This is a genomic window from Runella sp. R5_40, assembly GCF_057652295.1.
In genome coordinates this window covers 96125-120182 of the sequence record NZ_JBYFCH010000002.1, presented here as the reverse complement: position 1 = coordinate 120182, position 24058 = coordinate 96125, and the positions used below count along the sequence as shown (strand labels likewise).

The following is a 24058-nucleotide window of genomic DNA, read 5'->3' as shown; positions in this document are numbered from 1 at the left end:
ATAAAATGTTTAAACTGTTTCTACTTCGGCAAAGCCTGTATTGATTTTTGGGCAGATGCGACAGGCATCGCCACCCTCTTGCATAAACCAACGGCAGGTGGTTCTGATACTGCACGCAGGTAATAACTCATCGACATGCGGCTCAATATGCGCCAATTGGCGGGCGATGTCGAGTACCATACAATGATGACCTGACCAATTAGCGCACCCTTTGGCCGCGCACGGACTGGCAAACCGAAAACGCTGGCCAAGGTCGCGGCCTTGCGAGGCGGTTTCGATAAAGTGTTCGTCTATCTCTATACGTTGAGATAGCAGCGCTACTTCGCCATCCTGCTTTACTACGCCTAGTAGTACCGCGCCAGCCTTTGGCTCAGCACTGGGACAAGTGGCTTTTTGGTCGGGTTTCATGTTAGCGAAGTAGTTGAGGTTTTTCAAAAGCGCCTCGAACGGCAAAGTCTGGGAAACTTGCCTTCAAACGATCTAACTGTACTATTTGGCCAGGTTTAGGTTGTTTCCACAGAATGTACCCAAACCACCATTTGGGGCGTTTAGGAAGGACAAAAGGGGGAAATCCAGTGTCTTCTGGATTTTCAGGGTTGGGCTTGTACGCTAAAAGCCCGTCGCTGAATCCATTGTCCAGCTTCGCCAAAAACTGCAAAGTAGTTTGTTGAAGGGCTTTTTCAAGCTCTTGGGCTTGTTTTTCGTTGAGGTCTATTCCTCCCAAATTGACCTCAAATTTTGGTGACTGAATCATTTTTTTGAATTTAAGAATGATGGAATTGATTAAAGGCTGGTACTTTTACTGCTTTGTCCCAGTGAAACTGAAATTGGCAAAAGTTGGGCTTGATGTGTTGGTGAGTCGATAGCTCCCAGTGATATTAAGGGTGTTTCCATTGACTGTTATTTGTCCACTGTAAGAAAATCCATTACGAGTTCCAGAGAATGTTCCATTAGGGAAGCCTGTCAAGACCAATTGATAGGTAGAGGATGTAATGCCTACTGACGATACGTACAAGCGATTATCCTGAGTTGAGGTAGTCACATTAGCACGGGTATTTTGAATAATGCTCGTGTTGTCCTGTGCTGAACCCATATAAGTTCCTGCCGCACTGGCGAGAGGGTCGGGGTCTTTTTTCTTGAATATATTACACGAACTAAGCCCTAAACAGGCGATATAAAATAGGGTCAGTGAAGCTGTTTTCATGTGTTTGGTAGTAAGCATATTGTGCGATTTTGCTTTCAATCTCTTAGTCGTAGGCCGACAGGACGAGGGAAACAATTCTTTTCATTTTTTTTAAAAAGAAGAAACCGACGACGGCCGCAGCGATAATCGGTGCAAGACAAATTCGGCAAAACCTCGTTCGTAACGGATTCGGCTGTGCTTACGTTGGGAGGCAAACGCGAGGATTTTTACTTCGGCAAATGCCAGCCCTCCTTCGCCCATTCGGTGAAAAATTTCTAGGGTGTCTCGGTGGCTTTGAGCATCCACTTGAAGTTGTACGCTCATATCCTCCGATTGGTACGTCGATTGGGCGTAGTTGGTAAGCCAGCCACAGCAAAGGGCAGTAATCAATAGCGGTTTCATGATTGAAAAGTGGTTTCAATCAGTTAGTCGCAATAATGGAACAAAAGGGAAACAAACTTATTTTTTTCGCCGCCACCACCAAACTCCCCCCAAAACTCCCAGCCCCAATAACCCTAAACCCAAAATAATAAACCGTAAACCGTCCATTGCCAAAGGGGCAGTGTCGCCGACCAATATCATGCCTGCCCATTGCGAGGGAAGGGCGTCGGCGGCATCACCTTGGTTCAGCCAGTCGAGTTTGGCGCGTTGGAGTGCTTCGTCCTTGGGGAGTCCTTGGTCTAAGTAGTTGTAAAATAGCTTGGTTAATTCGTAGGTTGGTTGGTCTTCTACGCTCCAGAGCGTGGTGATGGTGCTCGGGATTCCCAAGGCCGCAAAGCCCCGTGCCAAGCTAAACACACCCTCACCGCGCTGATTTTGCCCCACGCCCGTTTTGCAAGCGGAAAGGACCAGCAACTGCGCCGCAAAGCGGTCGGCTTGGGTAAGTTCAGACAGACGTAGTGCCGCATCGTGAAAATAAATGCGCGGTTCGACGGCCTCGGTACTGTCGGCGTCGGCGTGGGTAAAGAGCTGAATCACCCGCGAATTGGGGGCATAACGCATAAACTGTGCCTTGGTAGCTTCGTTGTTTTTTAGCGTTTTTCCCCACCAAAACTTTTCTTCTACGGCCTCCAAAGCCGCGACCGAACCTTTGAGCGAAGCTTGGCGGAGCGACGGCTGAAAAGTCTCAGGTGCAAACCCAACGAAGCTACGGTGGAATAGTTTGTCACCCTGACGTAAGGAAGGGGCTAAATCTGCCTGGTTTTTTGCCAAAAAATTAGCCGAATACGTGTAGCTAATAGCGTGGTGTTTGAGCAAAAAATCGTTCTGGTTTGGCTGAACAAGCAAGGTTTCAAAGGGCAAAAACACGCCATCTTGGGAGATAATCACGCGTGAGGCAGTCATTCCAACCGGTTTCCACAGCAGTTGGTAAAGCCGATGGGCCAGCGCACGATACTGCGGATAGTGAGCATTGAGGCGAGAGCGGTCGGCGCAAAGGGAAAGAAACTCGTTGGCCAAAGATTGGTAGTCAGATGGACGTAGGGAAAGGCGAACAAGTCGCGCTTTTTGGTCCAAACAAAAGGCATAAATAGCACTGTCGCCGACAAAGTAAGACACGAATCCCGCCGTGCGTGACCCCGACCCATTAGTCGAGATGGATTTTTGAAACTCAGCGATAGTTGGGGTGCTGTTGTCGTATTTATAACGGTAGTAAGCGGGGTTAGTTGATTCAAGCTGCTTGCGAAAAGCCTCAAAATCGTCGTTAAATTGTTCCAAACGGCGTTGGATACCGCTTCTTTTGGCGTCGTTGGCAGGCAGGCTGGCGAGTTGGTTTTGGAGATTAGCGATGCTGTCGCGTAGGGTGCGTTGACGTTTGGCGCTACTTTCTGTCAGTTGTTGATTCGCCCCCAGTTCATTCAACTTGTCGGAGAGCAGGACGGCTTTTGATTTTTCAAAGAAACGAAATGCGGCCTCGGCATCGCCCGCCAAATAACTGGCTTCGATGGCACGTTCGTACATGCCACGCGTTTTTTGCCGCCAAAATAGTTTTGAGCCTTCGCCTACGTGTTCGTAGCGCATAAAATCAATCATGCTATCGGCGAGGGCGTAGGTTTTGAGGGCGTTGGTTAGGTGGCTTTTGGTGTTGGTTGCTTTGTAGTAATCAAGCCAAGTGTCGGCTTTGTCTTGGATGAGGGTGAGGAGGTATGATTTGCCAGCGGCATTTTGAATAGATTTTGCGGGAGGGTTTTGCCAAACTTTGGATGTAGTAAAATTAATTGGAGCAATGAAAAGGGCCTCTTGATACGTTTCAATACTTAATTTATATTGGCTGATTTTTCCGTATGTTTCTGCTATGTTTCCTAAGATTCGGCTTTTGGCAAATCGTTCCTCAGCATATTTCGATGCTTCCTGAAAATAAAAAAGGGCGTTTTTATAATCTCGTAAGTTTTCAGAATATATGTTGCCTATGTTATTCAGAGTCACTGCAAGATTTTGTCGGGAGTCGATGCTGTTTTTTGACTTATAATCATAGGCGGTAAATGATTTTTTATAAACTTCAATTGCTTTTATATAATTTCCTTGAGAAGCATAAACATTAGCTGTTTGTGATAACAAAAACCCTTTGGTATCAGTATCAGTTATTTTTTCAGCTATGGTAATTGTATTGTGTAATACTTGAAAAGCCTCATCTACTTTTTTGAAACTTAGTAATGACTGAATTTTTTCAAATCTATTATTGACAAGTGAACTAATATTATTCTGTTTAATAGCCTCTCTCTCGCCTGCCTCGGCAAATTCGATACTTTTCTGGTAATCTCCAAGAGTGTGATAAAGGTTGGCTAGTTCTTGGTAAGAAATAAGTGCTATATTTTTCTTTTCAGGGTATTTTTTTGCTAGTAAAATGGCTTTTTGTAACATAATAATAGCTGTACTGGTGTGATTTAAGTCGCGCTCTATACGTCCTAAATTAAAGTAAGTCCCTGCGCAGTTTGCTTTGCTTGCAGAGGGATTGGATAGTTGATTGATTTCTATGGATTGTAAAGAAAAAAATCTTCCAGTTTCAGGATTGCCACTGAGCCAATATGAACGTCCTAAAAAGTGCAAAACACGTGCATACACAGAGTCTTTTGTATAATTACAAGTTTCACACGTTTTTTTTAATTGTAAAGTTAAATTGAGTAATTCATCATCATTTAACACCTCATTTCCTTTTTCTACTTCTTTCCAAACATGAATTCGCGATGGACATTGAGCTTTTAGTTCAATGTCCATCGCGAGTAAACTAATAAATAATATCATTAAAAATAAAGGAATATGCATGGATTTATGGGCTTTGGATTGTTCCCACTTTCACTTTAGAAGGAGCAGTGATTGGTGCAACGCCTATACTCCGAAAAAGTACATCTCGATCTACTTGTAAGCCTGACCTTAGTAAGGCTGCCGCTTTTCCTGCTGCTATTGGAGTAGCGAAAGAACTTCCTTGCCCTCCCCATGAACTGCCTAAAATACGAATTCCGCATTCGCCATAGCGAGCTGTTACTGCTAAATCAATGTATTGGTTTGAAAAGTTTTGGGTATCGCATACTTCGTATGGATTTTTATTAGTTTTGCTTGATGTAACAGACACCAATTTATTCGCATCAGTAAGGCAGGCAGGGTAAAATTTAAAGTGTCGTTGTGCCAAATCTCTAAGGTTACTTATACGTTCTGTTCGATCGATTGTTGAATTTGCATTTCCAGCAGCAGTAAAAATCCAAGCTTCTGTATTGTCTAGGTATGTTTTTAAGAGTTTAGATGGAATGGAATCAGATGGGGCATAGAAGCCTAGACTCAAATTGAGGATATCTACATTTTGATTTTTTAGAGATGCTAACCCACATACTAAATTAAATAAGGTTCCTTCGCCTTTGGAGTTTAAAACTTTAACTGGAATAATCTGCGCTTGATTTCGTGACTTTTCCATGCTATTCATAAGCAACGCCGTTACTGTTGTGCCGTGACGTTCCAAATCATCATCATTGAAGTTATTAAAATCGGGACAGTTGATGGCTTTAGGGTTTTTTATTAGATTTGTTGTTTTATCATAGCCTGTATCAAAAACAGCTATTCTAACTTCGGGGCCTTCAACATTGTCAGTCTGTCTAAGACTATAAATCTCTTCAATTGGTTTTTTAATGTCAGAACTATCGTGTGGAGTAGTTATTTTGTAGTTGGGTGAAAAGAAAGCAATACTGCTATCGATAAATAGCTCATCTCCTGCTTTAGTGGTGTTTCTTTGGGTGAGGGGTTCACTGTTTTTATAAATTTTTCTTAGAGGGAAATTTTTATAACCTCGTAACATTGGGTCACATGAACAAGAATCTATGTATTCCTTTTTAATTCCCCAATCTCTTTCGTATTTATGTATGGTATCAATAGGAGTTCCATCTTTAAATTTAAAAACAAAGCTATTAGGAATTCTACCATCCCCAAGGACAAGCCCTGTATTGTCTTTTGAATATAATGATTTGTTGGAAGCAAGAGTGTCTAATTCCCAAATAAGTGTGGGAGAGTTTTGCTGTGTGTCTCGACAGCTTATTAGAGAGAATGAACAAAGGATAACAAAAAAGTAATATAACTTTCTCATGGTTTTATTAAAATTTAAAAGGGAATGTTTTTTAGTTTCTCTCACTCCACTTTCTTCCATCCCTCTAATTTATCCCTCTTTACTTCCTTCAGCAAATTTTGCGCGGACTTTTGAGTTAACGGTTCATTTTTCATCAAAAGCGCGATGGCTTCGTAAAATTTGCCAGGATTTGAGACCAAATCAGTGCGGGTGCCAAGGCGGTGAAAGTGTTCAATGGCTTGGTCGTATTCCTTGAGGCGAAGGGAAACAAGACCCGCATTTTTTTCTGCTTCGGCATTGGTGCTGTCGCGCTGGAGGAGTGCTTCAAAAATAGCCTTGGCCTTTTGCAAGTCGCCTTCGTTGTAGCTTCGGATGCCCCATTGCAGGCTATCCGTTTCGGCATTTCCTAGTTTAAGCCCGTCGAGGGTTGAGAGGTTTTTTTCGATGTACGTACTTGCCCATGCTTGGTTGTAATCGCTTTCAACAACCGACTTTCGAAGCCATACGTACCAGCCAATGCCCAAACACAAAACCACCGAAGCCGCCGCACTCAAGGCATAATAAAGACTGCGGCGACCTTTTTGTTGGAGTTGCTGCCCCAGCTGCGTCAACTCTTCTTTGCGCCGCGCGCGCGCCTCCGCTTGGGCGACGGCACGGGCTTGCAGCCAAAAAGCAACTTCTTCGGCCAAAGCGGGATTGCTTTTGAGTTCTTGCTCAAATTGTATTCGCTCTGCTTCTGAAAGTGTATGATTAAAATACGCTTCTATCTGTTCCATAAAATATAACCCCCTAACTCCCGATGGAGGATTTGTACTTTTCTTTTAATTTCTCTAAACACCGTAATCGACTTGTTTTGGCTACGGCGGCGGTGTTGTAGCCCATCGTTTGGGCAATTTCTTCGTCGGAGTACCCTTCTCCCCACGCCAAAATCATCTCACGGCACTTGTCTCCCAAGGCCCGTAAGCGCTGCTGCAACGTTTCTATTTCACTTTCCACAATCAGTTTCCGTACGGCCGACTGCGTTTCGTCGGGTAGCCAAGCGAGCGCATCTTCCAAGCCAATGCTGTTGGTATGAACCTCCGCTTTGTTAGTCGTATTTTTTCGGATATTATCAACACATTTGTTCGTAAATATCTGAGTTAGATAGGTTTTTAACTCCGAACGCCCCTCAAAACGACGACTGACGACGTGCTCGATGACGGTCAAAATCGCGTCAGAATATGCGCTTTCGGCATCGTCTTGGCTGATTTTGTGCTTGAAACAGGCTTCCCGAACGAGGTAGTGGTATTTTTCGTACAGTTTATTTTCATAGAGCCGCCTTTGAGTAGTTCCTGCTTGAAGACCTTGCAGGAGGGCGTCATCTTTTAAGACTTTATTAAAAATAAACATTCAGGTAGGGATAAGTGGATTTTGCTGTCACTAAAATGGTAAACGATTTCCAGAAAAACAAGTATTTCTTTCCCCGAATAGCCTTACTGTGCGTAGCTGCTGTACTTCTTTCAAACGATGATACAGTTCATTTCAAACCCTTGACTTCCAATGAAACACACACCTTTTTCCCGCCGTTCGTTTATTAAGACGGCGGCAGTGGGCACGGCTTCGTTGTCCTTTCCAACTATTATCCCTGCCAGTGCCTTTGGCGCCAATGACCGCGTGCGCGTCGCCGTCATCGGTATCAATGGCCGTGGGAAAGACCACATTTCTGGCTTTTCAAAATTACCCAACGTAGAAGTGGCTGCCTTGTGCGACGTGGATAACGTGGTTTTACAAGAAAGAGCGGCTGATTTTGAGAAAAAGAACAACAAAAAAGTCAAGACGTTCCAAGATTTGCGGAAGGTCTATGAAGATAAAGACATTGATGCCGTCAGTATCGCTACCCCCAACCACTGGCACGCGTTGGCGGCGATTTGGGCCTGCCAAGCGGGTAAAGATGTCTATGTGGAAAAACCAGGCTGTCATAATATTTACGAAGGACGAAAACTCGTAGAAGCTGCGAATAAATACAATCGGATTGTGCAGCACGGGGTGCAGTTGCGGAGTTCGGTGGCCATGCAAGAAGCCATCAAACACCTCCGCGAAGGACTGATTGGGAATGTTTATATGGCGAGGGCGTTGATTTACAAATGGCGTCCCGACATTGGCAATCAGCCCACGTCGCCTGTGCCTGCGGGGTTAGATTGGGACTTGTGGCAAGGTCCCGCCCAAGCCCGTGCTTTCAGTAAAAACTATGTACACTACAACTGGCACTGGTTTTGGGACTATGGCAATGGCGACATTGGCAACCAAGGGATTCACGAAACCGACCTCGCGTTGTGGGGCTTGGACGTAGGGCTGCCCGAAGAAATTACGTCGGCAGGCGGGAAGTTTTTGTGGAATGACTGCAAAGAAACGCCCGAGACGCTGACGTCAACCTACATTTATCCCAAACAAAAAAAGGTGATTGAGGTAGAAGTACGCCCGTGGATGACGAATAAAGAAGATGGCGTGGAAGTTGGAAACTTGTTTTACGGCGATAAAGGCTACATGGTCATCAACGGTTACAACGACTATAAAACGTATTTGGGGAAAGAGCGTACGCCAGGCCCTGCGCGCAAAGAAGGCGGCGACCACTACCAAAACTTCATTGATGCCGTGCGTGCGCACGACAAAAAACTCTTGAATGGTCCCGTGGAAACGGCGCACTTGTCGGCGTCGTTGGCGCATTTGGGCAACATCGCTTATCGCCTAGATCGCAAACTCAAGTTTGACCCAACTACCGAAAAATTTGTAGGAGACAAAGAGGCCAACGCGATGCTCACTCGCAAATACCGCGCTCCTTTTATTGTACCAGATAAAGTATAGAATTGTTGATTCAGAATATCAAAAGCCACCCAAGGTTTCGGCCTGCGGTGGCTTTAATTTTTGAGGTAATTGGCCAGTTCAGCGTTATTTTTTACGTAAAGCGAAGGGGCTTTTCCGATAAATTCGGTGAAGTCTTTGATAAAATGTGATTGGTCGTAGTAGCCATAGTGGTAAATAAGGTCTTGCCAATCGTCTATTTTCCAGCGCTTTTGGGCTAGTTCGTTGCACAAATGCCCCACCCGACGAATGCGAGTGTAGTATTTGGGACTGACGCCTACTTTTTGCAAAAACTTCCGTTCAAACTGTCGGCGGCATACGTAAAGTTCGCTGATGACATCGTTGATGTTGATAAGTCCGCGTTTATCCACAATTAGGTTTGCGGCAAAGTCAGTACGGTCGGCAACGGGGTTTTTACGAAGAAACTGCACGTTGACAAATTGCTCCAGCAGCGCTAATCGCTCACCGTGCGACGACGCATCTTCTATTTTATCGCTGTATTCATCCACGCATTTTCCCAGCACATCACGCAGGTTGGTTCGCTCGTCCGAAAACTCATACATCGGCATTCCAAACAACGTATGCAAGCCCGCAGGCCGAAATACGATGCCCACCATGCCAATTTGTCCCGAAAGCTGTAACTGATAACTTTTGGTGGCTTGTCCCGTCAGGAAGTTTTTGGGGACGAATCCACCGTTTAGTTTTTGGGATGTAACGCGGTAGGGAGTGCCGTAGTTAAAAACAATCGACGCAAAACCCGTAGGCGGCGACTCAACGGTGAGGGGTTTGGCCAGTGTTTTACTGTATTCCCAAATGTAGAAACATTCGACAAAAGACTGTAAATGCGCAGGTGGAGGAAACTTTCGGTAAAACATGGGGTTAGTCACGATTTACCGAAAGTTAAGAATTAGTGGAAAAAACCTCAAAAACAACAACTATTATTTATCGAACGGTTACGCACTCGTCAATTGAGCCACAAAATTTTCGTGGTTCCAGTTGATGCTTACATCCGTGATTTTATCATTTTCATCAAAACGAAACACGAAAATATGGTCGCTATTGAATTTCAATCCCTTGCTAGGAAGCCCCATAAATTCTTTTTCTTGCGTTCCAAAAATCGCCACTTTACACGTCACCGTGTCGTCTTCGGAATACATACTATCAACGGTGTTGTCAATGTCGGGAAAGCAGTCCATTAGTAAGCCCCAAACCGTTTTGCCAAACTCACGGAATAGCCCTTTTCCGCCTTCACCCAGCGGCTGAAACCACACGGTTGCTTCGGGCGTGGCAAGGTTAATCATGCGTTCGGTATCAAGGTCTTGGTAAGCCGAGAAAAACTCGATGCAAGTGCCTTTGCGGGTCAGTTCCGCGATTGATTCGGTCGTCTTTGTTGTTTCCATCTTTTTTATTGTGAGGGTTGGAATGCGTTATTTCGGATAATTAGGATGCGTTTTTACTTTACGGATTTGGCGTAAATGGCGATCCACGTGTCCCCATTGAAAAATCAACACTTGGTGCATATTTCGGGGGTTGGGAGTACCAGTAAATTCAAAATGCGCCCGCAAATCAGCTTGAGTAGTCTCAATAAATGCCAGGTTAATGGCATGATTTCGCAGAAAGAAAGCCAAATTATTTTTGCCTTCGACAAAGCCCGTTGGTTTGGTGTAGTCGGAGGCGTTATGTTTGGCGTCTTCCATGATAAACTCATTGTAATAGCTGTCGGGGCGGCTGCTGGCGTTGAGTTCGGGAGTTGGTTTGTTCCGAACCCCAATGCTGATTTCACGGTTCCAAATAATTTCCCACAGGGCCAAATGCTCCACAATTTCACCGATAGACCAGCGGTCGGCCGACTCATGAAACGCCCATTGTGCTGGGGTAAGGTTTTGGGTTTCTTTGACCAACTCATCCCGAGTTCGTTTCATGTTATCGAGTGTGTACTGACGGTCAGCGGTCGTCCACAATTTGGGTGTCGTATTTTCTTGTGCTTGTAAAAATGCGACAGTCGTTGTCAATAAAAATAGACAGAAAAATAGCTTTTTCATATGCTTGGGCTATGATTGTAAAAACGACTTGCTAAAACAACCCTTCAGCTGGTGGTTTAATGCCTTTGAGGCGGAGATAAATGGTCGTTTGGCCGCGGTGGTGGCACACGTGTTCAAACGACTTTGCAAAAACACTTTCAACCGTCAGTTCTTGTCCAAAGACTTTTACTTTTTTCTCAAAATCAGCATCGGGTACACCTTTCAGGGTCTCAATGGTGAAATCAATGCTTTGCATGACGGTCTTGGTGACAGTTGCTTTGGAGTGGTCGGCTGATTTTTCGGCCGAACCTTGATACGGACTAGCTTTGCCACTGGCGGCGGAAGCAAAGGCAAAGTTGGCGTCGGCAATGTGCATCATTTGCTGGGCATACGTACGAATCTCTGGCGTAGGCTGAAAGCCATAACCATCGTCGGGCATGGCGGCGAGGTATTCGGTCATAAATTTTTTACCCCGTTCCCAATCTGCCAGCAGACGAGACTTGGCACTTTGGGCATAACTAAGTTGGCCCAATAGTGCGAACATCGACAGGAGTAGTAGTGATTTTTTCATGGAATTGGTACGTTTTTTAAATAGGATGGTTCAAAAGTAATAGGACGCTTTTTGTCGTCATTGTAAAAATGCGACATCTTGTTTAAAAGGAGTCGAGAGGGGTATTTAAACCAACAGAGCCGACTTTTAAGAAAGTCGGCTCTGTTGTCGTCAGATTAAAACAAAAGTGGTTTAAGAATAGATAGCTTCTTTGCCAAATTTTTTAACCAAAAGATAGTAAACCACCACGCGGAGCTTGCGGTTTATGCCTTTGAGCGTTGCCATGGTTTCGGCAATGGCAGCATCGAGTTCGGGGCCATCAGTCAAGCCCAATTTCCCAATCAAGAAGTTTGTTTTTACGCGCTCAAGTTCTTCGGGGTCAGAGGCGGCCACCAATGAAGAATCTAAGTTGTAAATCGAGGGGCCTAAGCCTTTTGCTACGGCAGAGACAAGCGCTTCGTCAGCGGCAACTCCCACACCCGTAAGTTGTTCGATAGATTTCTCTACTACTTCGGCAAATGCACTCATGGTAATAAAGTCTTTTTGTGGTTAAATTGAAATAGGATATACAAATGAATCGAATAATCGGAAAAAGCTTTGAAAAGTACAACTATTTAGTGCCTTTTTTTGGTTTTTTTGTAAACATTCCAGCATTGGAGTACTTCGTAGGTAAGGTCGTAGTCGGTCGATAAGAGCAAAAACTCCTCAGAGAAGTCGCAGAAATACCGAAAACGCTCCAGATTTTCGCCACTCAGGTCGGTAGCTTGCCCTGCAATCATCCCAAAACGGTAATTGGCCAAGTCGCGGCGGCGCTTTTCTTGCATGAGCATGGCCACCTTGCGGTCTTCTTTGGCCGATTTACTGAACAACTCATACAACAACGTAATCGGCGACTGAGCCATGGATACAGCCTCTCCAAACGATAAATTCTTTTTGGCTTCGGGTTCGGCGAGAACTTGTTTGATTTCTTTTTCGAGTTGTTGCTCGCGTTTGGTAGCTACCCTTACTTCGGGGAGTTCGATGGCTTTGTCCAGTTTTTTGAGACGAAACACGATTTCTTCGGCATTTCCATTCCAACGAAAAGCCCCTCGCTCGTGGGTGAGGCTCGCGATTTCAATCGAATCGCCCACCGAAGCATCCAAAAAGAACACGCCTTCTTTGTTGGTGCGCGTCATGTCGCGGTTTTTGAGGTTGGTAATGGTGGCTAGATTGACACCTTGGCCAGTGGCAGAATCCAACACTTTACCCAAAACATATCCCTTTTGGGCAAAGGTTTGTCCAGTTAATATACAAAAGAAGAAGAAGCAATAATATTTAAAGTAATTCACAGGTATAAAAGGTACGGAAATAGACTTAACGCCTGAAAGTTACAAATGTTGTTTGTCGTCTAAAAGCCATTGGCGATAATCGCCGTGTTTAATTTGGACAAAAGCGTCGGTGGGTTGGCAATACAGATAGGCCCAAGCTAGTTGTACTTGCCCAGTTTCGAGTAAAACGGGAATAGGCTCGCGTACGTATTCGGGTTGAGAATCATGAATGCCTTCATAGTAGTCGAGGCTGGTAATAACGGCGTTAAAATCTAAAATTTCCCAAACTTCCCCGTGAACGAGCGAAAGCGTATTTGAATTAAAAACGGCGCCAGGATAACTACCTAAATCGAATAGCTGTCCAGTAAAGGTGGCTTTTCCTCGCCAAATGGCATTTTTACGTAATTTTTTCGCGAATGGATTAGAAAACCCTTGCATCAATGTTCCGTAAACAAAGAGGAGCGGAATTGAGTTTTTTACCTCCATTTGATTGGTAAAGGATTAATTTTCAATGGAAAGCCCGAACGTCCAGCGAAAATCGTTTGATTGCCGTCCTGGTACAACGTAACTTTCGTAGGCATCTTCAAATTTAGTGCGCAGACTAATGTTTTTACTCAAGCGATAGGCCAAAACGAGGGTGCTACTCCAGCGAAAATTGTTGCGCATCGAAATCGCAGGTTGCAAAAACAAAACGCTGTTGATGGTAAAACGCCCCGACGACCCAGGGGAAAATTCTCCAAAAAAACGAGTCGAATTTCGCCATACATCAATGTCGGTACGTTCGATAAAATCGGTGTTTTCGTGCAGAATTAAATTGGTTATCGAAAGATAAGCGCGTTTTTTCTGAATGATTTTTACCCCGACACCCGCGCCTTGCGACCAGCGGTTGTTGATTTGTCGCAGATTGCTGCGTTCCCAAGCGACAAAACCAAGTCCATAAACAATTTTTTGGTGCCAAAGCGAAGCGCGCAAATCGGCGTTAAACTCTCGTTCGGTGAGTTGGCCGCCTTGTTTCCCATAGACAAACGACGGGCTACTCGATAACTTAAATTTGGAGTTAGGCTTCCAATCCAACGCACTTGAAAATTGTAAGAGCAAGCGTTGAACATTGCCCGTCGAAGCGGTTCCATCGACAGTAAACTTTTGGTAAAAATGACTGCTGCTGTCTTGGTCGGCTTCAGCAACGGCATAATTGGGGTCTTCTTCATCGTCCGACGAAGTAGCGGGCTGAGTAGGCGGCGCTGTTTGTAAAGTATCTGGGATTTGGGCAAAAGAAGGCTGCGAGTACAGTCCTAAAATGAGTAGGGAAAAATAAACGATACGATTCATGTAGCTCAAGGATTGACTACAAAAGTAACTCAAAACTTGGTTACGGCATTAGGAAAAGTTTGGCATTGGTGAAAGCAGTGTTTGTGTTGCCAATAAGCCAATAATACCCCTGTGGAGCGTGGGTTTGAAGTACATACTCGTCTAGCCCACTCGAAACCCACTGAAACGGAATCTCTTGCCCCAACATTGACACAAGTCGTACATCAGAAGGTAAAAGCTTGTGCAACCGAACCCGAATGGATTGGGCTGAAGTAGGGTTTTCAAAAACCCAGATTTGAGGCTGTTCGGGTTCGATTTTTACGGCAATGATTTTAGAAAACTCCGTACTCCCGTCCAAATCGGTTTGGCGAAGGCGGTAATAGTTGATTCCCACCAAAGGTGTTAGGTCAGCAAATTGATACGTAGTTTGGGTCAAATGGTCGCCTCGGGACGGCGTTCGGCCAATGGTGACAAACTCTTTCAAATCCGCACTCCGTTGAATATCAAAATGGGAAGAATTGCGCTCCCATGCCGTCCCCCAGTTGAGTTCAATTTGATTGGAAAAAGGTTTCCCTTGAAAATGAGTCAGTTCTACTGGTAGTGGATTGAGAATGACCGTACCGTTGATGCGTAGGTTATCGAGTCGAAGCGCGCCTTGGCTGCTGGTGGCGGCATAGCCATAAATGCGAAATGTAATAGTGCCTTGTGCGTCGTTAATAAAAAGAGGAGCGTTTAATCCCGCAAAACCCGAACCGACAGCAGAAGTACCGAGGTTATTGGAAAAATTATCTTGACTAGAACGCACCGCGATTTGGTTAGGGCCGTCGGTGGTGCGGTTGAAACTGAAGGAAATCGAAGAAAGCGAAAAACGGTAGTTGGGAGAAGTCACCGAAACTTCAGCATAATCAGTGGAACTCAGTTCGCCCGTAGGCCAAAACTGAAGACTGACCGCATCACCCGTTTGTCCTGCGGGATAGCCCAAAAGTCGAACGCCAGTGATGTTTAAAGAAGAAACGCTGATGTTAGGATTGTTGCTGTTTCCGTTGGAATTGTTTTCAAAATCCCAAGATGCCGTAAAAGCAAGCTGCCCTTGCGAAACATACGACAACAAACAACCGAGAATGAGTAAGTAGCTTTTGATACGCATAAACCAAGTCGTTTAAACAAGAAGAATCTCTACCTGTTTAAAAGACTTGATTAGGGAAGAAAAGTAACGAAGTGCCTGAAAAACAACGCTTACAATTTTTTGGCTTGGTTCCAGTACTCGTCCATTTCGGCGAGGGTCATTTCGTGGAGTTGCTTGCCATCGGCCCGCGACTGACTTTCGAGGTAATTGAAGCGCTTGATGAATTTTTTGTTGGTACGTTCGAGGGCTGTTTCGGGGTTGAGGTCAATAAAACGGGCGTAATTGACGAGCGAGAACAGCAAGTCACCAAATTCACCTTCGGCTTTTTCGGGGTCAATCACCGAGTCGTCTTCGGCATTAAAATGCTCCTTAAACTCCGCCATTTCTTCCTCTACCTTTTCCCACACTTGCTGTTTTTCTTCCCAGTCAAACCCAGCCCCGCGCGCTTTTTCCTGAATCCGCATGGCTTTCACCAGCGCAGGCAGCGACTGAGGGACACCGCCCAACACTGATTTTTTACCGTCGCCTTCTTTGAGCTTGATTTGCTCCCAGTTTTGCTTTACTTTCTCTTCGGTGTCGGCTTGCACGTCGCCATAAATGTGGGGGTGCCGTACGATGAGTTTTTCACAAATCCCGTGCAGCACACTCGAAATATCAAAGTCACCCGTTTCGGAGCCGATTTTGGCATAAAACACCATGTGAAGGAATAAATCGCCCAATTCTTTTTTGATTTCGGGCAAATCATTCTCCAAAATGGCATCCGAAAGCTCGTACGTTTCCTCAATCGTCAGGTGGCGCAGGCTTTGAAGCGTTTGCTTTTTGTCCCACGGGCACTTGGCGCGCAGGTCGTCCATGATGTTTAGCAATCGGTCGAAAGCGAGAAGTTGCTCTAAGCGTTCGGGCGAAATATCAGACAGCGTACGAGTTTGCATAAGTGTTAAATCTATAAAATCACGTCTTCCAACATTTTGATGTATTGAGCGACTCCTTCTTCGATTTCGTGGAGGTAAATAAATTCATCCGCCGTGTGCGAACGCCCCGAATGGCCTGGCCCCATTTTGAGCGATGGGCAGTCGATAAGCGCTTGGTCGGAGGTAGTGGGAGAGCCGTAGGTGTTTCTTCCCAAACGAACACCCGCTTGTACGATAGGGTGCTCCATCGGAATGCTCGACGGGCGCAAACGCACCGAACGCGCGGCAATTTCGGATTTGATGTTTTTATTGATAATGTCAATGATTTCTTCCAAAGTATATTGGTCAGTCACGCGGACATCAATGGTAAATTTGCAGGAGTCAGGAACTACGTTGTGCTGCGTACCTGCGTTGACAATCGTCACCGACATTTTGATGGGGCCGAGCGTAGGAGACACTTTGGGGTATTGGTACGAACGAATCCACTGAATGTCGTCAATGGCTTTGTAGATAGCGTTTTCGCCTTCTTCCCGTGCCGCGTGTCCCGATTTCCCGTGGGCAATGCAATCCAGCACCAACAACCCTTTTTCGGCCACGGCTAGGTGCATTTCGGTAGGCTCACCCACAATGGCAAATTCGATGGGAGGAAGGTCGGGTACAATCAGTTCAAGCCCCTCGCGTCCCGAAATTTCTTCTTCGGCGGTGGCAGCCATTACAACATTGTAGGCCAAATGAGGGTTATCATAAAAATGGCAAAACGTCACGATGAGTGAACAAAGCGACCCACCCGCGTCGTTGCTACCTAATCCGAAGAGTTTTCCGTCTTTTTCGAGAGGTTCGTACGGGTTGAGCGTCCAAGACGGATTGGGTTTAACAGTGTCGTGGTGAGAGTTGAGTAAAACCGTGGGTTTGCTGGCGTCAAAGTAGCGATTGTAAGCCCAGATGTTGTTTTTTTTGCGGTGGAACGGAATCCCTTTGCGTTGGAAGAATGCTTCAATCAAAGCGGCAGTTCCTTCTTCTTCTCGACTAAACGACTGAGTAGAAATCAGTTGTTTAAGTAATGTGATGGCCTCTTGCGCAAGCGCGTTAGGCGATAGTGTCATGTTTGTTTCAGACATAAAAAGCTGTTTTGTCTGCCGCAAAGTTACGCAAAGGGAATGTATAGTTGACAGCTTGTAGGTTAAAATCCAATGAATACCGTGGGTTGGGCTAAAAAAACCTTTGCATGGGGAGACGCCAACTCGTCGGTAGGTCGGTTTTGAATTCGTCAGTAGGTCGGGTTTTGAACTCGTCGGTAGGGTCGGGTTTGAACTCGTCGGTAGGTCGGGTTTTGAACTCGTCAGTAGGTCGGGTTTTGAGAAACCCTCCACACAGTGCAGAGGGTTTCTCAAAACCCGACTTTTTAATCAAATGTAGTACAGAGGGTTTCTCAAAACCCGATTAGTTAATCAATCAATGAACCTAGTGATTTCCTCCGCCGAACAGTTTCAGAATGATACCCTTCGGCCCATTCTTAAAGCTCAAAATGAGTTGTTGGTAGCGCTATTTCGCCGTTACTTACAAAAGCAAAAAATCGCATTTGAACGGTTTTCGCCCGAAGACCAACTGGCTCATATCGAGCAAATTATTCGTAAAGATTTACAATTTAGGAGTTTGTTGTTGGGAACAATTGTAGGCCATTTAAGCCCAGCGCAGTACCTGATTTTTCTTCAAGATGAAGAAGAACTCAACCGCCGAACCATCAATATGCTGATTCGCAGGCTGCAAAGTCAATTAGTGGCGGCTTAGTCAGGGACGTATTCCAGAATATCTCCAGGTTGGCATTGCAAAGCTTCGCACAGGGCTTCCAAGGTCGAAAACCGAACGGCTTTGGCCTTACCCGTCTTCAAAATGGACAGGTTAGCGAGTGTTATGTCCACTTTTTCGGCAAGTTCGGTAAGTGACATTTTACGCTTTGCCATCATTACATCTACGTTTACGACAATTGGCATGGTCAGATAGTGAGTTCTTGTTCTTGTTGAAGTTCGTGGCCTTTGCGGAAAATTTCGGCTAAGATAATGATAGCCAACCCCATAAGAAAAGTGGTGTTTACTACAAGGAATGGATTAAAGGTAATTCTAAAGGTGTTGTCTATGTTGATTTTGAAAGGTGTAGGCATAGCGAGTGAGTTATGAAATACCTCAAATTTAGTAGCCATCGTGCCAATTTCTTTTTCCAATAAATAAGTACAAAACACATCAAGTGAGTCAAGTAGTGAAAATACCAATAAACAAATGCCAACCCATCGCAGGCGCCGAAAATTGGCAGCAGTAAAAATCTGGTACTTTCTAATGTCTTGTAAAAATAGGTTGATGCAAAAAAGCATAAATAGTAAACACGCCGATTGAACGATTGCTTGTAGCCAAGTGCAAGCTACGATAAGCCAACCATAGTGCATATTACTCGCTTTGAGCTGTAGAAAGCCTTTTGCCTCTTTGGGAGGAGTCACTTCAAAGTAACTTTTAGCGTCAATAGGAGCCTGTCCTGAGGTTAGTGAAAATGAAGAAATAATGGTGTCTGAGGGTGTGATAAGGCCCATCTGGTAACGTTTCAAAAGTTCATTATTCCGTTTTTTTAGATGCTCTACATGATTACTTTCATCGGAATTTGCTTTTGTTTTTACTTGGTATGTTTCGGGGAAAAGGGAAGGGTTATCTTTTGAACGAAAAAGAATAGTCGTATCCATAAACGATTCTCCTAAATCAATGGTGACAGGAACTTTGAAAATGGGGTTGGACAAACTCCCTTCAGATAGTACCACATTATCATCAATGCTTAGCGTTCCTTTGCTATCAGATAATTGTTTGTAAAGAATGAATAAAGGAATCGCAATAGCAAAAGCGATGCACAGGTTACAAATCCAATAGAAGACAGAAACGATTTGGGTAAATGATTTGCGTGTCATAGTCGTACGGCTTTAGATTTATTTCAAAAGTGGAAAAGTTTATTGATAAACAATAAATAAATATTATTTATCAATGTTTATTTTCTCTTTATTAATAAATAATTGAGCCGTTTTCGATAGTGCCTAGACGTATCCAAATCGCGATGGGTGCCGTTGGGAATCGTAGTAAGGGTGACCTTGGCGGAGGTGGGTGCCCGAAGAAGAAGTTGGCTATTGGCGTAAGGAACGACGCGGTCGCGGGTGCCGTGGAAAAGTTGAATGGGGCAGCGAATGTGCTGAAAACAGCTATCGGTACGAAATTTATAACGGCTCAGCCATTCGTAGGGATAAATGGGCAATTGGGTGCGAAACAAGGTCGGAATAGTAGCGTAAGGCGCTTCCAAAATCAACAACCGAGGTCGGTGGTTGGCCGCTACGCGCGAGGCCATACCTGTACCCAATGAATACCCATAGACAACGATGGAGTCTTCAACGCACTGCTTTCGTACAGCGTTATAGACGTAGTCTGCGTCGTGGTGCAAAGCGACTTCGGAGCGAGGACCCGTGCTTTTGCCGTAGGTGCGGTAGTCGTACATGAGGACATCGTAGCCCCGTTGGGTAAAGCGGGCAGCGTATTCGCACCCCCATCGGGTGAGGTTGTCGCGGTTGCCGTGAAAAAACAAAACAACGCCTTGTCGTGGTTGGGAGCCCGTCCGAAACCAAAGTGCGTTGAGGTGTACATCAGAGGCAGGTTTAAAGGTGACTTCCTGAAAAGGTTGGGGAAACTGATACTGAAAATCGGCAGAAAGAAGGGTAGGTTGAAACAAAATAAATGGATGCCCTGCCCAGAACAACAGCCCTACTAGCAAGTAAAAAGCGAACAAATAGACCAAAAAACGCAGCATAAAAAAATGAGGCAGGAAAGACCAATCCGAATTTTTGGGGACTTTTCGAATGGACAAATTACAAAAAATCGGCTGAATGTCTTAATTTCGTCTTTTTCCAAGAAACTTTCTGAGAATCAACACCGTTTACTTTTATCCGCTGCAACAACAGCGAAAACTATCATCCTGACGATTCGGGAACAACTATTGTAAATGAATTCAACTGCAAAAAAACAAGAAACAGCGGTTTTGGTCGCTGTCACTACCCAACGACAGTCGCCCGAGCAGACCCAAGAGTATTTAGAGGAATTGGCATTTTTGGCTACCACGTTAGGTGTCCAAACCGTAAAGACATTTACCCAAAAATTAGAACATCCCGATAATCGTACGTTTGTAGGAAAAGGCCGTTTGGAAGACATCAAAATCTTCGTGACCGACAATCCTGTTGATATGATTATCTTCGACGATGAGCTTATCCCGTCGCAAGTACGTAACCTTGAAGCTGAATTTAAGGAAATCAAGGTGCTCGACCGTAGCTTGTTGATTCTTGATATTTTTGCCATGCGTGCCCAAACAGCTCAGGCAAAAATTCAAGTGGAATTGGCTCAGTATCAGTACATGTACCCACGACTTACTCGTATGTGGACGCACTTGAGCCGTCAAAAAGGTGGGGTAGGGATGCGTGGTCCTGGGGAAAAAGAGCTTGAAACCGACCGCCGTATTGTCCAAGACCGTATTGCGTTTTTGAAGGATAAATTGGCCAAAATCGACAAGCAAAGCATGACGCGCCGCAAGGAACGGAACCGATTGGTGCGCGTGGCTTTGGTAGGATATACCAACGTAGGGAAATCAACGCTGATGCGCCGTTTGGCCAAGGCCGAGGTATTTGCCGAAAACAAACTCTTCGCTACGGTTGACTCTACCGTGAGAAAGATGGTGCTTGATAACATCCCGTTTCTGTTGACAGATACGGTTGGGTTTATCCGTAAGCTACCCACTACGCTGATTGAGTCGTTTAAGTCCACGCTCGACGAGGTGCGGGAGGCGGATATACTGCTGCACGTGGTGGATATTTCGCATTCATCGTTTGAAGAGCAAATTGAGATTGTAAATCAAACCTTGGCCGAAATCAAAGCGGGCGATAAACCGACGATTTTGGTGTTTAATAAAATTGATGCCTACCAGCCTAAATTAGAGGCGTTTGATGAAGTGATTGAGACGGAAGAGGGCGAGGTAGTGGTAGAGCAGACCAAGGAGAGCGTTTTGGAGAAATTAAAGCAAAGCTATCTGACGGGAAAATCAGACCACGTCGTGTTTATTTCGGCCCAAAACAAGGAGAATTTGGACGAGCTTCGTGCCAAAATGTTTGATTTGGTGAAGGACAAGCACTTTATGATTTATCCCAATTGGCTTGAGATGCCTTTCACGAACTTTGATTTTGCGGAATAGTTTTCGAAATTCGCGCAAAATTCAGCTGACCCCGTAGTTCAACGGATAGAGCGGAGCGCCGCCCGATAAGCGTTTCCTAAACGCTTGATATGGGAAAAAGTGAAAAATAGTGTTGACCCCGTAGTTCAACGGATAGAATAAGCGTTTCCTAAACGCTTGATATGGGTTCGATTCCCGTCGGGGTCACAACTTTGATTATGTAGCTCACTGACTATCTATTGGTTGGTGAGTTTTGTTTTTTGCAGGGGACGCGTAAGGGGACGTTTTTTTGTTTTTTGTCCTCGGTGAGCCGTGCCACTCGTTCACTCCATTCGTCAGAAATGATATTTGGTTGCATGGTTTTCAATTGTTCAATTTCGGCATATTTACGCGGCATTTTGGGCTGATATGGTAGGCGTGTTGTCTCGTTTCAGTGCCTTCACCTGTTGGCGTTGTTCTTCATTGAGCGTTTGAAGTTTGGCGGCAAACTCGGCCTTTATTTGAGCGCGTTCTACTTCATTGGTAGCATTGCCTATTTGGGTGTAATACTCGTTTACGAAAGATTCCATGAGTAACTACGCGGCGTTGCCTACATTCCGTAACTGGATAGTCATATTTGAGTCTCGTAATAATTCATCGAGTTCGACCAGATGTTTGTCCCGAAGGTGTTGGTATTGCTCCACAATAAAGTCGGGGCTGTTGGCTGCCTTGTGCCGTTCTATGGCTTCCAACGAGCGTTTAATGAGGTCTAAGAGTCTGGACACTCGTAATGTCCAATCTTCGTTTTCTAGTACCTGTTCCAATAGTTACGCTGCGTTTGCCCCCTGCTCAAATCGAACAATAACCCCGTACTGTTTCATTAATTGAGCCAATTCGTCAAAATAGTGGGCGCGTAACTCCATATACTGTTCGATTGCCAAACGGTCGGGTTCGGGCTGCTCAGAGTGTATTTTTATGGCCTCTGATTTACGGGCTATCAATTCGGTGAGCCGCGCCACTCGTTCACTCCATTCGTCAGAAATGATATTTGGTCGCATGGTTTTCAATTGTTCAATTTCGGCACACCTACGCGGCATTTTGGGCTGATATGGTAGGCGTGTTGTCTCGTTTTCTCAAATACTGGTTAAACTGCTCAATTGCGGTATCGACTGGTGCCAACGTCTCCAAAAACTCATCAATACGGTTTCCAATCAGTGCCTTCACCTGTTGGCGTTGTTCTTCATTGAGCGTTTGAAGTTTGGCGGCAAACTCGGCCTTTATTTGAGCGCGTTCTACTTCATTGGTAGCATTGGCTATTTGGGTGTAATAGTCGTTTACGAAAGATTCCATGATTTTACAGTTTTGAAAGTTCGTCGTTGATTTTATTTAGGGTATCTCTGTAGTTTATTGCCTTTTTTACGAGGAACATAAACCCCTCGTCATTGGAGGTTGGCAGGTAATCAATGATTTGTTGGTTTGTAGCTGTCAAGGCTTCCTCTATTGTTTTTTTGAGTTCAAGAAGATACTGTTCGTATGATTGTTCCATTAGTTCACAATTTTAAATACTCCCTGTTTTTCCTGCGTAAAGAAGGGATGTTTAGTCATTCGGTGAGCTGTCTTCTTGTAACTTTACCTATAATAACATTATAGACAAAGATAATAAAAAAACACTGTCCTTAAAAAACCAGAAAAGCCTCTTTCGGAGGCTTTTCTGGTAAAATGAAAGGGATTTTTGTCAGTCATCAATGGATTGATAAATCACTTGACGGAACAAATTATTGAGGTTATCGCCGCTGCTTTGGGTTTGTTTCATAATTACGCCAATGATTTTCTCTTTGGGGTCGGCAAAATAGTTGGTGTTGAAATATCCCCCCCATTCAAACGTGCCTGTGCTTCCATTCGCCCCCTTATCTTCGCCCGCTTTATTGAGGAGGCCGAAGGCTAAACCATAAGACGAATTGGCTTTTTCGCCACCCAATAAATCGCCTACTTGGTTGCTCAAAATGGTTTGTACCGTCGTGCGACTTAAAAAACGTTTTCCGCCCAATTCACCACCGTTGAGGTACATCATCAAAAACGTAGCGTAATCTTTGGCCGTACTTGATAATCCAGCTCCTCCCGAGAAAAATGTTTTTGCACCTTTAATGGGGTACTCGGTATCGTAAAAAGTGTTGGGGTAGCGCACCCATTGCCCGTTTTGCGGTTTTTGAATCGCCACCAATCGAGACGCCTTGGCATCGGGCAAGTAGAAGTAGGTATCGCCCATGCCCAACGGCTCAAACAACCGTTTCCGCAAAAATTCATCAAAAGGCATTCCTGACATCAGCTCAATAAAATAGCCTAATACGTCCAATCCTTCCGAATACACGTACTTTTCGCCTGGGTGATGGTGAAGGGGGAGTTTGGCGAGCTTCTTGATGTTGTCACCAATTTTGACAGGTTCGGTCGTGAATAAATCAACGATGCCCGCTTTGTGGTACATGGCTTTGAAACGTTCGTCGGCATCAATGACCCCGTAGCCAAGCCCCGACGTATGCGTCAGCAAATGACGGATGGTGATTTCTGATTTGACGGGTTCGGCCGTGTAGGTGGAGTCCTGAAACTTGAAGTTTTTGAGAACCGTTTGGTTTTTAAATTCAGGAATGTACTTCGAAATAGGGTCGTCGAGTTGAAACTTTCCTTCTTCCCACAGCATCATCACGGCCGTGGAGGTGATGGCTTTACTCATCGATGCAATCCGAAAGATATCGTCTCGCTTCAAAGAGCGGTTTGCCGTATTGTCGGCCATTCCGAAGGCTTTGTAATAGACAATTTTACCGTTTCGCACGATAAGTGCAGATACCCCTGGGACGCTACTTTGTGCAACCGCATTTTGGAGGACTCCATCAAGACGGTTGAGGCGCTCCGACGACATGCCGACGGTCTCAGGGGCGGCTTCCGTAAGTGGAGGGGAATTTTTGAGCGATTTGGTTTGGGCCTGAACCAGTTCAGTTGCGAGGCCAAAAAGGCTTAAAAGGAGGAAAACTTGCTTCATAAGATTCGGAAAAGTTTATC

General features: G+C 45.0%; 31 protein-coding genes and 1 tRNA gene. 4 read left to right on the top strand and 28 right to left on the bottom strand.

Annotated elements, in window-relative coordinates; all coding sequences use genetic code 11:
- Positions 1 to 9: 9 nt before the first annotated feature.
- From AC23N5_RS05370 to AC23N5_RS05335, 8 genes are all read right to left on the bottom strand, one after another.
- Entirely contained in the window at positions 10 to 408 is a 399-nt protein-coding gene (locus AC23N5_RS05370) for a hypothetical protein (protein ID WP_183975462.1), read from the bottom strand.
- A gap of 1 nt (position 409) precedes the next feature.
- Complete coding sequence (locus tag AC23N5_RS05365; RefSeq protein WP_183975461.1) at positions 410 to 754, bottom strand: hypothetical protein; 345 nt, start codon at positions 752 to 754, stop codon at positions 410 to 412.
- 45 nt (positions 755 to 799) lie between these two features.
- Positions 800 to 1204, bottom strand: coding sequence for a hypothetical protein (locus AC23N5_RS05360; RefSeq protein ID WP_183975460.1), 405 nt, complete (start codon positions 1202 to 1204; stop codon positions 800 to 802).
- Positions 1205 to 1294: 90 nt separating this feature from the next.
- A complete protein-coding gene (locus AC23N5_RS05355; protein ID WP_487754761.1) occupies positions 1295 to 1585 on the bottom strand; it encodes a hypothetical protein in 291 nt (96 codons plus the stop codon).
- Between the two features lie 57 nt (positions 1586 to 1642).
- The gene (locus AC23N5_RS05350; protein WP_487754760.1) at positions 1643 to 4042 is read right to left on the bottom strand and encodes a CHAT domain-containing protein; all 2400 of its coding nucleotides are present in this window, start codon (positions 4040 to 4042) and stop codon (positions 1643 to 1645) included.
- A gap of 406 nt (positions 4043 to 4448) precedes the next feature.
- Complete coding sequence (locus tag AC23N5_RS05345) at positions 4449 to 5810, bottom strand: S8/S53 family peptidase (protein ID WP_487754759.1); 1362 nt, start codon at positions 5808 to 5810, stop codon at positions 4449 to 4451.
- The gene (locus AC23N5_RS05340; protein WP_487754758.1) at positions 5792 to 6505 is read right to left on the bottom strand and encodes a hypothetical protein; all 714 of its coding nucleotides are present in this window, start codon (positions 6503 to 6505) and stop codon (positions 5792 to 5794) included. The genes AC23N5_RS05345 and AC23N5_RS05340 overlap by 19 nt, the downstream gene beginning before the upstream one ends.
- Positions 6506 to 6518: 13 nt before the next feature.
- Positions 6519 to 7118 (bottom strand): RNA polymerase sigma factor, encoded by a 600-nt coding sequence (locus AC23N5_RS05335; protein ID WP_487754757.1) that lies wholly within the window; start codon positions 7116 to 7118, stop codon positions 6519 to 6521.
- A 150-nt stretch (positions 7119 to 7268) separates the two neighbouring features.
- Between AC23N5_RS05335 and AC23N5_RS05330 the strand changes: the two genes are divergently transcribed.
- On the top strand, positions 7269 to 8570 hold the full coding sequence (locus AC23N5_RS05330) for a Gfo/Idh/MocA family protein (RefSeq protein ID WP_487754756.1): 1302 nt from the start codon (positions 7269 to 7271) through the stop codon (positions 8568 to 8570).
- 53 nt (positions 8571 to 8623) lie between these two features.
- Here AC23N5_RS05330 and AC23N5_RS05325 read toward each other — a convergent pair whose 3' ends face one another.
- From AC23N5_RS05325 to AC23N5_RS05275, 11 genes are all read right to left on the bottom strand, one after another.
- Positions 8624 to 9442: a DUF6597 domain-containing transcriptional factor gene (locus tag AC23N5_RS05325; protein WP_487754755.1), complete on the bottom strand. Its 819-nt coding sequence runs from the start codon at positions 9440 to 9442 to the stop codon at positions 8624 to 8626.
- 78 nt (positions 9443 to 9520) lie between these two features.
- Positions 9521 to 9967, bottom strand: coding sequence for an ester cyclase (locus AC23N5_RS05320; protein WP_487754754.1), 447 nt, complete (start codon positions 9965 to 9967; stop codon positions 9521 to 9523).
- A 27-nt stretch (positions 9968 to 9994) separates the two neighbouring features.
- Entirely contained in the window at positions 9995 to 10609 is a 615-nt protein-coding gene (locus tag AC23N5_RS05315; protein WP_487754753.1) for a DinB family protein, read from the bottom strand.
- Between the two features lie 31 nt (positions 10610 to 10640).
- On the bottom strand, positions 10641 to 11159 hold the full coding sequence (locus tag AC23N5_RS05310) for a DinB family protein (protein ID WP_487754752.1): 519 nt from the start codon (positions 11157 to 11159) through the stop codon (positions 10641 to 10643).
- Between the two features lie 171 nt (positions 11160 to 11330).
- Positions 11331 to 11666 carry a DUF2853 family protein gene (locus tag AC23N5_RS05305; RefSeq protein ID WP_028525090.1) on the bottom strand — a complete coding sequence of 112 codons (336 nt, stop codon included), beginning with the start codon at positions 11664 to 11666 and terminating at the stop codon, positions 11331 to 11333.
- 86 nt (positions 11667 to 11752) lie between these two features.
- Complete coding sequence (locus AC23N5_RS05300) at positions 11753 to 12466, bottom strand: hypothetical protein (RefSeq protein WP_487754751.1); 714 nt, start codon at positions 12464 to 12466, stop codon at positions 11753 to 11755.
- A 39-nt stretch (positions 12467 to 12505) separates the two neighbouring features.
- Positions 12506 to 12931 carry a gamma-glutamylcyclotransferase family protein gene (locus AC23N5_RS05295; RefSeq protein ID WP_487754750.1) on the bottom strand — a complete coding sequence of 142 codons (426 nt, stop codon included), beginning with the start codon at positions 12929 to 12931 and terminating at the stop codon, positions 12506 to 12508.
- Positions 12932 to 12946: 15 nt separating this feature from the next.
- Positions 12947 to 13774: a DUF481 domain-containing protein gene (locus AC23N5_RS05290; RefSeq protein WP_487754749.1), complete on the bottom strand. Its 828-nt coding sequence runs from the start codon at positions 13772 to 13774 to the stop codon at positions 12947 to 12949.
- A gap of 40 nt (positions 13775 to 13814) precedes the next feature.
- Complete coding sequence (locus AC23N5_RS05285; protein ID WP_487754748.1) at positions 13815 to 14900, bottom strand: hypothetical protein; 1086 nt, start codon at positions 14898 to 14900, stop codon at positions 13815 to 13817.
- 89 nt (positions 14901 to 14989) lie between these two features.
- Positions 14990 to 15811, bottom strand: a complete 822-nt coding sequence (mazG, locus tag AC23N5_RS05280; protein ID WP_183975431.1) for a nucleoside triphosphate pyrophosphohydrolase — start codon at positions 15809 to 15811, stop codon at positions 14990 to 14992.
- Positions 15812 to 15822: 11 nt separating this feature from the next.
- Positions 15823 to 16908: a M20 family metallo-hydrolase gene (locus AC23N5_RS05275; RefSeq protein ID WP_487754747.1), complete on the bottom strand. Its 1086-nt coding sequence runs from the start codon at positions 16906 to 16908 to the stop codon at positions 15823 to 15825.
- Between the two features lie 337 nt (positions 16909 to 17245).
- Between AC23N5_RS05275 and AC23N5_RS05270 the strand changes: the two genes are divergently transcribed.
- Positions 17246 to 17578, top strand: coding sequence for a glyoxalase (locus tag AC23N5_RS05270; RefSeq protein ID WP_487754746.1), 333 nt, complete (start codon positions 17246 to 17248; stop codon positions 17576 to 17578).
- On the opposite strand, the gene AC23N5_RS05265 is transcribed toward AC23N5_RS05270, so the two are convergent.
- The 3 genes from AC23N5_RS05265 to AC23N5_RS05255 form a co-directional block, all read right to left on the bottom strand.
- Positions 17575 to 17781, bottom strand: a complete 207-nt coding sequence (locus AC23N5_RS05265; protein ID WP_487754745.1) for a helix-turn-helix domain-containing protein — start codon at positions 17779 to 17781, stop codon at positions 17575 to 17577. The two genes, AC23N5_RS05270 and AC23N5_RS05265, sit on opposite strands and share 4 nt — an antisense overlap.
- Before the next feature lie 2 nt (positions 17782 to 17783).
- On the bottom strand, positions 17784 to 18734 hold the full coding sequence (locus tag AC23N5_RS05260) for a DUF2975 domain-containing protein (RefSeq protein WP_487754744.1): 951 nt from the start codon (positions 18732 to 18734) through the stop codon (positions 17784 to 17786).
- Positions 18735 to 18811: 77 nt separating this feature from the next.
- Entirely contained in the window at positions 18812 to 19618 is an 807-nt protein-coding gene (locus tag AC23N5_RS05255) for an alpha/beta hydrolase (RefSeq protein WP_487754743.1), read from the bottom strand.
- A gap of 192 nt (positions 19619 to 19810) precedes the next feature.
- On the opposite strand from AC23N5_RS05255, the gene hflX reads away from it, so the two are divergent.
- Both hflX and AC23N5_RS05245 read left to right on the top strand, forming a co-directional pair.
- Positions 19811 to 21046: a GTPase HflX gene (hflX, locus tag AC23N5_RS05250; RefSeq protein ID WP_487754742.1), complete on the top strand. Its 1236-nt coding sequence runs from the start codon at positions 19811 to 19813 to the stop codon at positions 21044 to 21046.
- Positions 21047 to 21160: 114 nt separating this feature from the next.
- Positions 21161 to 21232: transfer RNA gene (locus AC23N5_RS05245), tRNA-Arg, on the top strand.
- A gap of 179 nt (positions 21233 to 21411) precedes the next feature.
- Here the strand turns inward: AC23N5_RS05245 and AC23N5_RS05240 are convergent.
- From AC23N5_RS05240 to AC23N5_RS05215, 6 genes are all read right to left on the bottom strand, one after another.
- Positions 21412 to 21594 carry a hypothetical protein gene (locus AC23N5_RS05240; RefSeq protein WP_487754741.1) on the bottom strand — a complete coding sequence of 61 codons (183 nt, stop codon included), beginning with the start codon at positions 21592 to 21594 and terminating at the stop codon, positions 21412 to 21414.
- A 6-nt stretch (positions 21595 to 21600) separates the two neighbouring features.
- Complete coding sequence (locus AC23N5_RS05235; protein WP_487754740.1) at positions 21601 to 21828, bottom strand: hypothetical protein; 228 nt, start codon at positions 21826 to 21828, stop codon at positions 21601 to 21603.
- Between the two features lie 3 nt (positions 21829 to 21831).
- Positions 21832 to 22062, bottom strand: a complete 231-nt coding sequence (locus AC23N5_RS05230) for a hypothetical protein (protein WP_487754739.1) — start codon at positions 22060 to 22062, stop codon at positions 21832 to 21834.
- 28 nt (positions 22063 to 22090) lie between these two features.
- Positions 22091 to 22354 (bottom strand): hypothetical protein, encoded by a 264-nt coding sequence (locus AC23N5_RS05225; protein WP_487754738.1) that lies wholly within the window; start codon positions 22352 to 22354, stop codon positions 22091 to 22093.
- 4 nt (positions 22355 to 22358) lie between these two features.
- Positions 22359 to 22550: a hypothetical protein gene (locus AC23N5_RS05220; RefSeq protein ID WP_487754737.1), complete on the bottom strand. Its 192-nt coding sequence runs from the start codon at positions 22548 to 22550 to the stop codon at positions 22359 to 22361.
- A 189-nt stretch (positions 22551 to 22739) separates the two neighbouring features.
- Complete coding sequence (locus AC23N5_RS05215) at positions 22740 to 24038, bottom strand: serine hydrolase domain-containing protein (protein ID WP_487754736.1); 1299 nt, start codon at positions 24036 to 24038, stop codon at positions 22740 to 22742.
- Positions 24039 to 24058: the final 20 nt, after the last annotated feature.

What these genes read in the sequence shown, in the direction of transcription:
- AC23N5_RS05370 (WP_183975462.1), bottom strand. Translation starts at nt 408, where the DNA reads ATGAAACCCGACCAAAAAGCCACTTGTCCCAGTGCTGAGCCAAAGGCT.
- AC23N5_RS05365 (WP_183975461.1), bottom strand. Translation starts at nt 754, where the DNA reads ATGATTCAGTCACCAAAATTTGAGGTCAATTTGGGAGGAATAGACCTC.
- AC23N5_RS05360 (WP_183975460.1), bottom strand. Translation starts at nt 1,204, where the DNA reads ATGAAAACAGCTTCACTGACCCTATTTTATATCGCCTGTTTAGGGCTT.
- AC23N5_RS05355 (WP_487754761.1), bottom strand. Translation starts at nt 1,585, where the DNA reads ATGAAACCGCTATTGATTACTGCCCTTTGCTGTGGCTGGCTTACCAAC.
- AC23N5_RS05350 (WP_487754760.1), bottom strand. Translation starts at nt 4,042, where the DNA reads ATGTTACAAAAAGCCATTTTACTAGCAAAAAAATACCCTGAAAAGAAA.
- AC23N5_RS05345 (WP_487754759.1), bottom strand. Translation starts at nt 5,810, where the DNA reads ATGGAAGAAAGTGGAGTGAGAGAAACTAAAAAACATTCCCTTTTAAAT.
- AC23N5_RS05340 (WP_487754758.1), bottom strand. Translation starts at nt 6,505, where the DNA reads ATGGAACAGATAGAAGCGTATTTTAATCATACACTTTCAGAAGCAGAG.
- AC23N5_RS05335 (WP_487754757.1), bottom strand. Translation starts at nt 7,118, where the DNA reads ATGTTTATTTTTAATAAAGTCTTAAAAGATGACGCCCTCCTGCAAGGT.
- AC23N5_RS05330 (WP_487754756.1), top strand. Translation starts at nt 7,269, where the DNA reads ATGAAACACACACCTTTTTCCCGCCGTTCGTTTATTAAGACGGCGGCA.
- AC23N5_RS05325 (WP_487754755.1), bottom strand. Translation starts at nt 9,442, where the DNA reads ATGTTTTACCGAAAGTTTCCTCCACCTGCGCATTTACAGTCTTTTGTC.
- AC23N5_RS05320 (WP_487754754.1), bottom strand. Translation starts at nt 9,967, where the DNA reads ATGGAAACAACAAAGACGACCGAATCAATCGCGGAACTGACCCGCAAA.
- AC23N5_RS05315 (WP_487754753.1), bottom strand. Translation starts at nt 10,609, where the DNA reads ATGAAAAAGCTATTTTTCTGTCTATTTTTATTGACAACGACTGTCGCA.
- AC23N5_RS05310 (WP_487754752.1), bottom strand. Translation starts at nt 11,159, where the DNA reads ATGAAAAAATCACTACTACTCCTGTCGATGTTCGCACTATTGGGCCAA.
- AC23N5_RS05305 (WP_028525090.1), bottom strand. Translation starts at nt 11,666, where the DNA reads ATGAGTGCATTTGCCGAAGTAGTAGAGAAATCTATCGAACAACTTACG.
- AC23N5_RS05295 (WP_487754750.1), bottom strand. Translation starts at nt 12,931, where the DNA reads ATGGAGGTAAAAAACTCAATTCCGCTCCTCTTTGTTTACGGAACATTG.
- AC23N5_RS05290 (WP_487754749.1), bottom strand. Translation starts at nt 13,774, where the DNA reads ATGAATCGTATCGTTTATTTTTCCCTACTCATTTTAGGACTGTACTCG.
- AC23N5_RS05285 (WP_487754748.1), bottom strand. Translation starts at nt 14,900, where the DNA reads ATGCGTATCAAAAGCTACTTACTCATTCTCGGTTGTTTGTTGTCGTAT.
- mazG (WP_183975431.1), bottom strand. Translation starts at nt 15,811, where the DNA reads ATGCAAACTCGTACGCTGTCTGATATTTCGCCCGAACGCTTAGAGCAA.
- AC23N5_RS05275 (WP_487754747.1), bottom strand. Translation starts at nt 16,908, where the DNA reads ATGTCTGAAACAAACATGACACTATCGCCTAACGCGCTTGCGCAAGAG.
- AC23N5_RS05270 (WP_487754746.1), top strand. Translation starts at nt 17,246, where the DNA reads ATGAACCTAGTGATTTCCTCCGCCGAACAGTTTCAGAATGATACCCTT.
- AC23N5_RS05265 (WP_487754745.1), bottom strand. Translation starts at nt 17,781, where the DNA reads ATGCCAATTGTCGTAAACGTAGATGTAATGATGGCAAAGCGTAAAATG.
- AC23N5_RS05260 (WP_487754744.1), bottom strand. Translation starts at nt 18,734, where the DNA reads ATGACACGCAAATCATTTACCCAAATCGTTTCTGTCTTCTATTGGATT.
- AC23N5_RS05255 (WP_487754743.1), bottom strand. Translation starts at nt 19,618, where the DNA reads ATGCTGCGTTTTTTGGTCTATTTGTTCGCTTTTTACTTGCTAGTAGGG.
- hflX (WP_487754742.1), top strand. Translation starts at nt 19,811, where the DNA reads ATGAATTCAACTGCAAAAAAACAAGAAACAGCGGTTTTGGTCGCTGTC.
- AC23N5_RS05240 (WP_487754741.1), bottom strand. Translation starts at nt 21,594, where the DNA reads ATGGAATCTTTCGTAAACGAGTATTACACCCAAATAGGCAATGCTACC.
- AC23N5_RS05230 (WP_487754739.1), bottom strand. Translation starts at nt 22,062, where the DNA reads ATGCGACCAAATATCATTTCTGACGAATGGAGTGAACGAGTGGCGCGG.
- AC23N5_RS05225 (WP_487754738.1), bottom strand. Translation starts at nt 22,354, where the DNA reads ATGGAATCTTTCGTAAACGACTATTACACCCAAATAGCCAATGCTACC.
- AC23N5_RS05220 (WP_487754737.1), bottom strand. Translation starts at nt 22,550, where the DNA reads ATGGAACAATCATACGAACAGTATCTTCTTGAACTCAAAAAAACAATA.
- AC23N5_RS05215 (WP_487754736.1), bottom strand. Translation starts at nt 24,038, where the DNA reads ATGAAGCAAGTTTTCCTCCTTTTAAGCCTTTTTGGCCTCGCAACTGAA.